The 12092-nt window shown below is 65.5% G+C and carries 9 protein-coding genes; 1 reads left to right on the forward strand and 8 read right to left on the reverse strand.

The genetic code is table 11. The annotated features are described in order from the left end of the window. Positions 1–92: 92 nt before the first annotated feature. Both QW881_RS08250 and QW881_RS08255 read right to left on the reverse strand, forming a co-directional pair. Entirely contained in the window at positions 93–2807 is a 2715-nt protein-coding gene (locus QW881_RS08250) for a molybdopterin-dependent oxidoreductase (RefSeq protein WP_315755364.1), read from the reverse strand. After that, complete coding sequence (locus QW881_RS08255; RefSeq protein ID WP_315755365.1) at positions 2804–3631, reverse strand: FAD binding domain-containing protein; 828 nt, start codon at positions 3629–3631, stop codon at positions 2804–2806. Before QW881_RS08255 ends, QW881_RS08250 begins: the two co-directional genes overlap by 4 nt. Before the next feature lie 140 nt (positions 3632–3771). Here QW881_RS08255 and QW881_RS08260 point away from each other — a divergent pair, with 140 nt between their 5' ends. Beyond that, complete coding sequence (locus QW881_RS08260; protein ID WP_315755366.1) at positions 3772–5118, forward strand: 8-oxoguanine deaminase; 1347 nt, start codon at positions 3772–3774, stop codon at positions 5116–5118. Between the two features lie 9 nt (positions 5119–5127). Here the strand turns inward: QW881_RS08260 and QW881_RS08265 are convergent, their stop codons facing one another. From QW881_RS08265 to QW881_RS08290, 6 genes are all read right to left on the reverse strand, one after another. After that, positions 5128–6105: a peptide ABC transporter ATP-binding protein gene (locus QW881_RS08265; RefSeq protein ID WP_316158187.1), complete on the reverse strand. Its 978-nt coding sequence runs from the start codon at positions 6103–6105 to the stop codon at positions 5128–5130. Next, positions 6102–7136, reverse strand: coding sequence for an ABC transporter ATP-binding protein (locus QW881_RS08270; protein WP_315755368.1), 1035 nt, complete (start codon positions 7134–7136; stop codon positions 6102–6104). Before QW881_RS08270 ends, QW881_RS08265 begins: the two co-directional genes overlap by 4 nt. Positions 7137–7163: 27 nt before the next feature. Continuing rightward, the gene (locus QW881_RS08275; RefSeq protein WP_315755370.1) at positions 7164–8075 is read right to left on the reverse strand and encodes an ABC transporter permease subunit; all 912 of its coding nucleotides are present in this window, start codon (positions 8073–8075) and stop codon (positions 7164–7166) included. Next, positions 8072–9082, reverse strand: coding sequence for an ABC transporter permease subunit (locus QW881_RS08280; protein WP_315755371.1), 1011 nt, complete (start codon positions 9080–9082; stop codon positions 8072–8074). The genes QW881_RS08275 and QW881_RS08280 overlap by 4 nt, the downstream gene beginning before the upstream one ends. A 92-nt stretch (positions 9083–9174) precedes the next feature. Continuing rightward, a complete protein-coding gene (locus QW881_RS08285) occupies positions 9175–10776 on the reverse strand; it encodes an ABC transporter substrate-binding protein (RefSeq protein WP_315755372.1) in 1602 nt (533 codons plus the stop codon). A gap of 204 nt (positions 10777–10980) precedes the next feature. After that, a complete protein-coding gene (locus QW881_RS08290; RefSeq protein WP_315755373.1) occupies positions 10981–12060 on the reverse strand; it encodes a BMP family ABC transporter substrate-binding protein in 1080 nt (359 codons plus the stop codon). Between the last annotated feature and the right edge of the window lie 32 nt (positions 12061–12092).

Raw genomic sequence — 12092 nt, forward strand, 5'->3', positions numbered from 1 at the left:
TGCTGCGCTGAGGAGCTGGTGGCCGCCGGACGCTCGTCGACCGGACGAAATGTCTCGCTCATGCGCGTCCCCGGATCGCCGCCATCATTGGCTCATTCGCCGAATTTCTCCTCCAACTGCGGAAACAGCCGGTCCGGCTTGAACGGCACGGCGGTGAAGCGGATGCCGGTGGCGGCACGCAGCGCGTTGCCGAGCGCGGCGGCGACCGGATTGTAGGGGCTCTCGCTCATCGACTTCGCCCCCAATGGGCCGATCGTATCGCTGGTGTCGGCAAACAGCACTTCGGTGCGCGGCACGTCGGCATAGGACGGCACATGGTAGTCGCGGAAGCGCGGATTGATCACGCGGCCCGTCTCGTCGATCACGATCTCCTCGTAGAGCGCAGCACCCAGCGACTGCGCGACGCCGCCCTCGATCTGGCCGCGGCACTGCATCGGATTGGCGACGCGGCCAGCATCCGCGGCCTGCACGCTCTTGAGGATCTTGACCACGCCGGTGTGCTTGTTCACGGCGACGCGAAAGCCCTGGACGTTGAACGCGACCGAGCGCGGCGTGCCCTGCGAGTTGCCGCTTGCCGTGAGCGGCGATCCGCTGAGCTTGGCAATCTCGGAAAAGGACAGGCGCCGAGCGCCGCAACTGATCGCATTGTCAGCGATCCGGCAGCCGTCCGGATCCAGGTTCCAATGATCGGCGGCGAAGCGCTTGAGCGTCTCGGCGAGCGCCTCCGCCGCGGCCTGCGTGGCGCGGCCGGCCACGAACGTGCCGGTCGAGCCGTAGGCGCCGGTGTCGTGGCCGCCATGGGCGGTGTCGGACTGCTCGAGGGTGATGCGGTCGGGCGTGGTGCCGAGCACGGTCGCCGCGATCTGGCGATGCACGGTGCTGGTGCCATTGCCGAACTCGGCGGTGCCGACGGTGAGCACGAAGCCGCCGTCGTCGCGCAGGCTGATGGCGGCGTCGGCGAAGTGGCCGTCAGGCGGCACCGTATCGATCATCGTCAGCGCGATGCCATCGCCCGTCAGCCAATCGGCCGACAGCTCCGGCGTCGGCGTCGCCTCGGCCATCGCGCGCTCGACCAGATCGAGGCACTGGTCGAGCCCGTAGGAGCCGTACAGCACGTCGCTGTGCTCCGATGCCGGCGGCGCCAGCATGGGATCGCCGGGCCTGACGATATTGCGGCGTCGCATCTCGACAACGTCGATGCCGAGCTGCCGCGCGAGCTCATCGATTGCGGCTTCGACCGCGAAGGTGGTTTGCGGCAGGCCGTAGCCGCGATAGGCGCCGGCCGGCACCGTGTTGGTGTAGACGGCGATCGCGTCGACCTTCTTGTTGGGACAATTGTAGACCGAGATCGACTCGCCGCAGGCATGGAACAGCACGGGCCCGGCGTGATTGCCGTAAGCGCCGGTGTTGGAGACTACATCGAGCTGCAGCGCGGTCAGCTTGCCGTCGCTGTCGGCGCCCGCTTTGATCGTGACACGCATCGGATGTCGCGTCGAGGTCGCGATGAACTGCTCCTCTCGGGTGAATTCGAGCTTGACGGGACGGTTGGTCTTCAGCGCGGCGAGCGCGAGGATATCCTCGACGAACATCTCCTGTTTGCCGCCGAAGCCGCCGCCGACGCGCTCGCAGAACACGCGGACCTGGTCGGAAGGCAGGTCGAAGATTTCGCACAGCGCCCGCCGTGTCAGGAACGGCACTTGCGTGCTGGAACGGACGGTGAGCACGCCGTGGTCGTCGAGCCAGGCGAGACCGCCGTGCGTTTCCAGGGCGGCGTGCTGCACCCGCTGCGTGGTGAAGGTGCCTTCATAGGTCGCGGCGGCAGACGCGAGCGCGGCGGCGACGTTGCCAAGCTCGCCGTGGGTCTCGGCGACGATGTTGCGGCTGACGTCCGCGATGCGATGCGCAGCTGTGCGGCCGGCGTGAATGACGGGCGCGCCGGGCGCGATCGCGGTTTCGGGATCGACCACGGCAGGCAGGATCTCGTAGTCGACGACGAGTCGTCGGCAACCTTCCTCGGCGGCGGCCTCGCTGTCGGCGACCACGGCGGCGACCTTCTGGCCGATGAAGCGGACGATGTCGTCGAGCACGCGGGTGTCGGCCGGATCCATCCAGGCCTGCTCATGGCGCGCGGTGGAGAACAGCGTCGCCGGCGCATCCTCATGCGTCAGCACTGCATGCACGCCGGGCACGGCCAGCGCGGCCCTCTTGTCGATGCCGACGATACGCGCATGCGCGTGCGGCGAGCGCGCGAGTTTGACGTGCAGCAGGCCCTTGACCGTCGTGTCGAAGGTGTAGCGTGCCCGGCCGCGCACGACGTCGGGGCCGGCGGGCGCGGGCAGGCTGCGGCCGAAGGCTTCGCCGGCCGTGACATCCTCGACATGGGTGAGGCCGAGCAGCGCGTCCTCGATGGCGCGATAACCGGTGCAGCGGCACAGATTGCCCTTCAGCGCCGCGCCGAGATCCTTCACCTGCGCCTGGTTCAGCGAGGCGCAGGTGACGATCATGCCTGCGGTGCAGAAGCCGCATTGGAACGCCTGCGCATCGAGGAAGGCCTGCTGCATCGGATGCAGGCCGTCATCGGCGGCGAGACCTTCGACAGTCGTGACCGCCTTGCCCTCGGCGCGAAAGGCGGGGATCAGGCAGCTGTGCACCGGCTCGCCATCGAGCAGCACGGTGCAGGCGCCGCAATCACCGGCGTCGCAGCCCTTCTTGACGCCGAAATGGCCGGCGTCGCGCAGAAAGGTCCGCAGGCACTGTCCGGGGCGCGGGGCAGCATCGACTTCCTTGCCATCGACGATCACGCTCATGGCCGCGCGCCGCCAGCGAGCTCGGCGCGAATCTCCTCGGCGAGGCGCAGGGTCATTGCCTTGCGCCAGGCGGGCTTGCCATGAACATCATCATGATACGACGTATCGGGGATGTCGCCGAAGATGCTCGCGCGCAGCAAGGTTGCGTCGGGCATGCTGGCAAAGCGCAGCTGCAGCGGCTTGACGGTCGATCCGGTTACGGTGAGCAGCAGGTCGCCGTTGCGGCCCGAGGTTCCGATCAGCAGCGCGCCGGAGCGTCCGACCGGGGTGAGTGCGATCTGGCGGAAGGCGGTGCGGCGCTTGAGCGCGGCCAGCGGAATGTCGATCTCGCGCAACAGGTCTCCAGGCGCGAGCACGTTGCTGTTGTTGCCGGTGACGAAGTCGGTGACCTCTATGCGCTGCTCGCTGCCGTCGCTCCTCCAGATCGTGCAGACGCCCTCGAGCGCGGCGAGCAGCGAGATCATCGGCCCGGCCGGCAGCGACATGCAGAGATTGCCGCCGACGGTCGCCGTCTTCCAGATCTTGAAGGAAGCGAGGAACGCGCGGCAGCATTGATCGATCAGGGGCGCCGCGATCCAGTCGGCCGGGCAGGGCAGCGCGTCCAGCGCGGCGACGCTGCAGGTCGCGGCGATGCATAGGCCCTGATCGCTGATGGTGAGTGGCGGCCAGGCGAGCTCGCTGAGATCGATCAGCCGCGACAGCTGCGCCTGCGGTTCGGAGAACAGCCACGTGCCGCCGGCCAGCCAGGCATCGCCTGCCTGCCAGCTGGGCAGCTCGGCCCGCGTTCTCGGGCGCACGACCTCCGTGATGGTGTTCAGATCCATGGTGATGCCAGCTCGTGGGCGCAGCCTATCGCGGGTGGAATCCTTGCAAGACCAGCGCCAACTGGCAATAGGATGACGCTGGCCTTCCGCTTGCAAGTTACCGGCACACGCAAACGCCCAATCAACGAGACGAGGCAGCCATGAGCACGACGCCGATCTGGATCAAGGACCCGCTCGCCATTCTCGCCGAGGATGCTGCGCGCGGTGTCGTCGTCAAGGACGGCCGCATCGTCGAGCTGGTGCCTGCCGGTGCCGAGCCGGCCACCGCTGATGCGGCGACCTATGATGCCAGCGCGCATGTCGTGATCCCCGGGCTGATCAATACCCATCATCACTTCTACCAGACGTTGACGCGCGCGCTGCCGGCCGCGATGGACCGCGAGCTGTTCCCTTGGCTGAAGGCGCTCTATCCGATCTGGGCGAAGCTGACCCCGGAGGCGCTGGATGCGGCGGTCTCGGTCGCGATGGCCGAGCTGATGCTGTCGGGTTGTACGACCACGACAGATCATCACTACGTCTTCCCCGCCGGGCTCGAAGATGCAGTTGGCATCGAGGTCGCGGTGGCGAAGCGGCTCGGCATTCGGGTGCTATTGACCCGCGGCTCGATGAATCTGTCGGAGCGCGACGGTGGGTTGCCGCCGGACAGCGTGGTGCAGGACGAGGACACGATCCTCGCCGACAGCGAGCGCGTGGTCGCGAGCTATCACGAGCGCGGGCCGGATGCGATGGTGCAGATCGCGCTGGCGCCGTGCTCGCCGTTCTCGGTGACGGGATCGCTGATGCAGAAGACGGCTGATCTCGCCGACAAGCTCGACGTGCGGCTGCACACGCATCTCGCCGAGACCGAGGATGAGAACCGCTTCTGCGAGGCGATGTTCGGCTGTCGTCCGCTGGATTATCTCGAAAAGCAGGGTTGGCTTGGTCCGCGCACCTGGCTTGCGCACGGCATCTTCTTCAATGCCGAGGAGATGAAGCGGCTCGGCAAGGCGAGGACGACGATCACGCACTGCGCCTGCTCGAACCAGTTGCTCGCCTCCGGCTGCTGTCCGGTGTGCGAGATGGAAGAGGCGGGCGTCGGCATCGGCCTTGGCGTCGATGGCTCGGCCTCGAACGACGGCTCCAACCTGATGCAGGAGGTGCGCTCCGCTTTCCTGCTTCAGCGGGCGCGCTACGGCGTTAGCCGGATCAGCCACAAGGATGCGCTGCGGTGGGCGACGAAGGGCTCGGCCGCCTGCGTCGGTCGGCCCGAGCTCGGCGAGATTGCGGTCGGCAAGGCCGCCGACCTCGCGCTGTTCAAGCTCGACGAGCTGCGCTTCTCGGGTTCAGGGGATCCGATCGCGGCGCTGGTGCTGTGCGGCGCGCATCGCGCCGATCGCGTGATGGTCGGCGGCCGCTGGACCGTGATCGACGGCGCCATTCCGGGGCTCGATGTCACCCGGCTGATCCGGCGCCACAGTGCGGCGGCAGGTCAGATGCAGGCGGGGTGAAGACGATTGTCAGGCCAGCTGTGGGTCCAGGAAGCGCTCGGCGTAATGGCAGGCGACGAGGCGGCCGTCGAGCGGGCGCAGCGGCGGGCGCTGCGCGCGGCAGAGATCCGTCACATGGGGACAGCGGGTCGAAAACACGCAGCCTGCCAGTGGGTCGAGCGGCGACGGCAACTCGCCCTTGGGCACGATCCGCTGACGTTTGCGGCCAAGGCCCGGCGTGGCGTCGACCAGGGCCTGCGCATAGGGATGAAGTGGCCGCGCGAAAATGCGCTCCTTCGGCCCGTGCTCCATGACCAGTCCCAGATACATGATCAGCACGTCGTCGGCGATGTGCCTGACAACACCGAGGTCGTGCGAGATGAAGAGATAAGCGAGCCCCAGCTCACGCTGCAGATCGGCCAGCAGGTTGAGCACCTGCGCCTGCACCGACATATCGAGCGCGGAGACCGGCTCGTCGGCGACCAAGAGCTTCGGCCGCAACATCAGGGCGCGCGCGATCGCGATGCGCTGCCGCTGGCCGCCGGAGAACATGTGCGGATAGCGGCCATGATGCTCCGGACGCAGCCCGACCTTCGCCATCATGTCGAGCGCCTGCGCGCGCCGCTCCTGCTTGGTGAGGTCGGTGTTGATGATCAGCGGCTCCTCGAGGATGGCGCCGACGCGCTTGCGCGGGTTGAGCGAGCCATATGGATTTTGAAACACGATCTGCACGGTACGCCGCAAGGTCCTCGCGGCGCCGGCCGGAGGATCGACGGCGTCGAGGCCGTCGAGCATGAGTGTGCCGGCGTTCGGCTTCTCGATGAGCGTGACGAGTCGTGCGAGAGTTGATTTGCCGCAACCGGATTCGCCGACGACCGCCAGCGTCTTGCCAGCCTCAATGGCAAAGGACACGCCGCCAACGGCCTGCAGATGCGCGGGGGCGCGGAACAGGCCCTGCGTGACCTCGTAGCTGCGCTTGAGACCACTGGCTGTGACGAGCGCCGTCATGACAGGGCCTCGTGGGCCTGGCTCGGCGCACCGGCGCCGCGCCGGTCGGCCTCGATTCGCTCTTCGCGCGTGGGATCGCCGAGCGGGTAATGACAACGCACCAGGCCATCGCTCCAGGGACGCAACTCGGGACGCACCGCATCGGTCAGCGGCGTCGCATAGATGCAACGCGGGCTGAACAGGCACCCGGGCGGCCGGTCGTAAGCTCCGGGCACCACGCCAGGGATGGTGGCGAGCCGTCCCCCGTCGCTCGCTTCCGGGCGCGCCGCCAGCAAGGCGGCCGTGTAGGGATGCTGGGGCGAGGCGAACAGGCTCGAGGTCGGGCGCTGCTCCATGATCTGTCCCGCATACATCACCGCGACCCGCTCGGTCGTGTCCGAGACCACGCCCATGTTGTGGGTGATGAGGATCAGCGCCATGCCGCGGTCGCGCTGCAGCGACAGCAGGAGATCGAGGATCTGGGCCTGGATGGTGACATCGAGCGCCGTCGTCGGCTCGTCGGCAATCAGGAGCTTCGGATTGCAGGCGATCGCCATCGCGATCATGACGCGCTGGTTCATGCCGCCCGAGAGCTGGTGCGGATAGGACGACAGCCGGCTCTCGGCGGCGGGAATGCCGACCTGCTCCAGCAGCTCGATCACCCGCCGCCGCGCGGCCTTGCGGTTCATCCCCTCGTGAATGCGCAGCGTCTCGGCCAGCTGATAGCCGATCGTGAAGGAGGGGTTGAGCGACGTCGTCGGCTCCTGGAAGATCATCGCGACGTCCTTGCCGGTGAGGGCGCGCCGCTCGCGGTCGGACAGGGTCTGCAGATCGCGTCCCTCGAACAACATTTTGTCGGCCTGGACTTGGCCGGGGTAGGGCACCAGTCCCATCAGGGCCAGCATGCCGACGCTCTTGCCGGATCCGGACTCGCCGACGATGCCCAGCACCTCGCCTTTGTCGAGCGCGATGCTGACGCCATCCACGGCACGGACCATCCCGTTCCGCGATGGAAATGCGACCGACAGATTTTCGATCTCGAGAAGCGGCATCGGATCGCCTTCACTCTCCTGCGTGCATCATCGTTTGAGCTTGGGATCGAGCGCGTCGCGCAGCCCGTCGCCGAGCAGGTTGAAGGCCAGAACGGTCAGCAAGATTGCCAAGCCGGGCAGCGTGACGACCCACCAGGCGCGCAGCACGAATTCGCGCGCGTCCGCCAGCATGGTGCCCCATTCGGGCAGGGGCGGTTGCGCGCCGAGACCGAGAAAACCGAGCGCGGCCGCGTCCAGGATCGCGGTGGAAATTCCGAGCGTCGCCTGCACGATCAGCGGGGCCGCGCAGTTCGGCAGCACCTCCTTGAACATCAGGCGGAGCCGGCCGGCGCCCGCGACCTTGGCCGCGATGACGTAGTCCTTCGAGACCTCGCTGATCACGGCGGCACGCGCGATTCGCACGTAGTGCGGCAGCAGCACGATCGCGACCGCCAGCATGGCATTCATCAGGCCCGGTCCGAGGATCGCGACGATCACAATCGCGAGCAGAAGGCTGGGCAGTGTCAACGTGATGTCCATCAGCCGCATGATCGCGATCTCGGTCACGCCGCGGAAAAAACCGGCAACCAGGCCGAGAATCGTGCCCGATATCACCGACAACGTCACCACCGCGATGCCGATCAGAAGCGACAGCCGCGCGCCATGGATGAGACGGGACAGAATATCGCGCCCGATCGCATCGGTGCCGAGCGGATAGGTGAGCGATCCACCCTGCTGCCAGAACGGAGGCTTCAGGAACGCCGCGTTGTTGGTGAGCACGGGCGAATGCGGCGCGACGACATCGGCCGACAGCGCGAGCAGGACCAGGACCGCGATCACGACCAGGCCCGCGACGGCCCCTGCGTTTTTCCTGAAGTCCTGCCAGAACTCCAGCAATGGCGACGGCGGCGCGTCTGGCTGCGCCACAACGATGTTGGCTGGGAGGTTCTCGGCGCTCATCGCGTGTACCGGATGCGGGGATTGATCAGGCCATAGGCGATATCAACCAGCAGATTGACAGTCATGACGATCGCGCCGATCAGCAGCGTGCCGCCCTGCAGCACCGGATAGTCGCGGCGGTTGATGCCCTCGATCAGCCATTTGCCGACGCCCGGCCAGGAAAAGATGGTCTCGGTGAGGATGGCGCCGGTGAACAGCACGCCGACCTGAAGCCCGATCACCGTCACCACCGGGATCAGCGCATTGCGCAAAGCGTGGATCGCGATCACGCGGAACGGCGGCAGCCCCTTGGCGCGGGCGGTGCGGATGTAGTCCTCGCCCAGGACCTCCAGCATGGCCGACCGCGTCATGCGGGCGATCACCGCGAGCGGCACCGTGCCGAGCACGATCGTCGGCAGGACGAGATGCGACAGGGCCGAACGAAACGCGCCGACATCACCGGCCAGGAGCGTATCGATCAGCAGGAAGCCGGTCACCGGCTCGATGAAATACTGCACCGCGATCCGGCCCGACACCGGCGTCCATCCGAGCTGCACCGAAAACAGCAGGATCAGCAGCAGTCCCCACCAGAAAATCGGCATCGAATAGCCGGTGAGCGAGATACCCATCACGCCATGATCGAAGATCGAGTTGCGCCTGACAGCGGCGATGATGCCGGCCGGCAGCCCTACGCACAGCGCAAACAGGATCGCGCAGACCGACAGTTCGACCGTCGCGGGGAACAAGGTCTGGAATTCGGCAATCACCGGCTCATGGGTGACGATCGAGCGGCCGAGATCGCCGTGCGCCAGCCGCGACAGATAGAGGCCATACTGGACCAGCACGGGCTGATCGAAACCGTAGTCCTTGCGCAATTGCGCGAGGCGGGCCGGATCGATGCCGCGTTCGCCCGCCATCGTCTCGATAGGGTCGCCGGGGATCAGGCGGATCAGCACGAACACGAGCAACGTGATGCCGATGAAGGTCGGGACCACGAGGCTGAGCCGGGTAAAGACGAACCGCAACATGCAGAGCTCTGTCAGCTTTCCCCGGAAGGTCTTCGGGAGGGCAGCGAAGGGGAAGCGGCGAAGCAGCGAAAGCTGCTTCGCCCTGAGGTCCGCTAATCCTTGACGTCGACGCCATAGAAGCTGTGGCGTCCGAACGGCGACAGCTTGAAGTCGATCACGCGTTTGCTGACAGGCTTCAACTGCACCGCATGCGCGATGGTGAACCACGGTGCTTGCTCCTTGAAGACCACCTGGGCCTGTTCGTAGAGCTTGGCACGCTCGGCCTGGTCGCTGACGGTCTTGGCCTTTACGACCAGTTCGTCGAACGGCTTGTAGCAGAACTTTGCGATGTTCGACCCCGATGCCGATTGTGCCGAGGCGCAGCCCAGCAAGGTGTGCAGGAAGTTATCGGGATCGCCATTGTCGCCGGTCCAGCCGTACATGCCCATCTGGTGCTCGCCGGCCTGCAGCCGCTTGCGATATTCGCCCCATTCGAACGACTTGATCTCGGCCTTGACGCCGATCTTGGCGAGATCGGCCTGCATCAGCTCGGCGATGCGCTTGGCATTCGGATTGTAGGGACGCTGCACCGGCATGGCCCACAGATCGGTCTCCAGGCCGTTCGGGAATCCGGCATCGGCGAGAAGCTTCTTGGCCGCGTCGGGGTCATAGGGATCGTCCTTGACGGCGTCGTTGTAGGACCACATCGACGGCGGGATCGGGTTCTTTGCCGCGATGCCGGTCGACAAATAGACCGCGTCGATGATCGCCTGCTTGTTGATCGCCATGCTGAGCGCTTTACGCACGCGCACGTCATCGAACGGCTTCTTCTGCGTGTTGAAGGCGAGATACCCAACGTTGAGGCCCGGCTGCTCCAGCACGGTGACGTTCGGGTCCTTCCTGATCGTGTCGATATCGGCCGGGTTCGGATAGGGCATCACGTCGCATTCGCCCTTCTGCAGCTTGGCCCAGCGAACGGATGCATCCGGCGTGATCGCATAGACGAGGTCGTCGATCTTGGCCTTGCCGCCCCAATATTGGGGAAACGCCTTGTACCGGATCACGGCGTCCTTTTGATACTGCACGAGGTAGAATGGACCAGTGCCGATCGGATCCTGGTCGATCTTCTCGGGCGTCCCGGCCTTCAGCATTGCGTCGGCATATTCCTTCGACTGGATCGCGGCGAACGGCATCGCGAGATCCGCGAGGAAAGGGGCTTCCGGCTGATTGAGGGTCACCTTGATCGTATAATCGTCGATCTTCTCGACCGACTTCAAGAGTTTCGGCATCGCCATGTCGCCGAAATACGAATGGTTCGGGCTCGTCACCTTGAAATAGGGATTATCCTCCTTCCATTGCCGCTCGATCGAGAACAGAATGTCGTCGGCATTGAAGTCGCGTGTCGGCTTGAACGACTTGGAGGTCGAATGCCACTTCACGCCCTTGCGGAGGTTGAACGTGTAGGTGGTGCCGTCGGGCGAGATCGTCCATGTTTCGGCGAGACCTGGCACGACTTGCGTGCTGCCGCGCTCGAACTCGACGATGCGGTTGTAGATTGGCTCATTGCCATCGAACGATGTCCCAGTTGTGTTGACACCGGGATAGAAGTTCTCCGGGCTGCCTTCCGAGCAGAAAACCAGGGTCTTGGCGAAAGCGGCTGGAGTCGTCAGTAGCGCCGACGTGCAGACGGCAACGAGCAGGATAGATCTGTTCACAGTTGGAACTCCCGGTTACGGCTGTCAAGGCATCGCAAGGTGGAGCATCATTGGAGCTCGACCCAGACGATGCGGCCGTACCACACGATGCATTCGGGTAACGATCTACCTCATCATCCGTCGCAACAAAAGGTCCAACTCAAATGTGAGCACCGATCACCCTGCCGCAGCAGAGCTGCAGGGTGATCGGCAGCTCCAGCTTGATTACTTGCCCGGCACCTTGTCGTCGATGCCCTTGACATAGAAGTTCATGCCGAGGATCTGGCCGTCGGCGAGATGGTCGCCGCCCTTGCACTCGATCTCCTTGCCGTCCTGGCCGAGCACCGGGCACTTGAACGGGTGCAGCTTGCCGGCGGTGATCGCCGCCTGGGTCTCCTCCGCCAGCTTCTTCACGTCATCGGGCATGTTGGTGTAGGGCGCCATCTCGAACATCTTGGAATCGAGGCCGCCCCAGGTGTCCTCCGACTTCCAGGTGCCGTCGAGCTCGGCCTTGACGCGCGCGATGTAGTAGGGGCCCCAGGTGTCGAGGATCGAGGTGAGCTGCGCCTTGGGGCCGAACTTGATCATCTCGGAGTCCTGGCCGAAGGCGAGCTTGCCGCGCTCGGCTGCGATCTGCATCGCGGCCGGGCTGTCGGTGTGCTGCATGATGATGTCGGCGCCCTGGTCGATCAGCGCCTTGGCGGCGTCGGCTTCCTTGCCTGGGTCGAACCAGGTGTTGGCCCAGATGATCTTGACCTTGATGTTCGGGTTGACCGTCTGCGCGCCGATGATCGTGGCGTTGATGCCCGAGATGACCTCCGGGATCGGGAACGAGCCGATATAGCCGAGCACGCCGGCTTTCGACATCTTGCCGGCGATGATGCCCTGAATGTAGCGGCCCTGATACCAGCGCGCCGAATAGGTCGACATGTTCTTGTCGCGCTTGTAGCCGGTGGCGTGCTCGAAATGCACGTTGGGATATTTCTTGGCGACCTTCAGGGTCGGATCCATGTAGCCGAACGAGGTCGTGAAGATCAGCTTGTTGCCGGCGCGGACCAACTGCTCGATGGCGCGCTCGGAGTCGGGGCCTTCCGGCACATTCTCGAGATAGGTCGTCTCGATCTTGTCACCGAGCTCCTTCACTAGCGCCTGGCGCGCGAGCTCATGCTGATAGGTCCAGCCGAGGTCGCCGATCGGCCCGAGGTAGATGAAGCCGATCTTCAGCTTGTCGGCGGCGTGCGCCACGCCGGCGATGCTTCCCGCCAGCACCAACGCGGCGGCAGCCCCCAGAAGCCTTTTCATCATCGTCAATATCTCCAAACAGTCGGGGGGAAACC

Origin of the sequence: Bradyrhizobium sp. SZCCHNS3016, assembly GCF_032484535.1 — a bacterium.
Classification (GTDB): Bacteria; Pseudomonadota; Alphaproteobacteria; order Rhizobiales; family Xanthobacteraceae; genus Bradyrhizobium.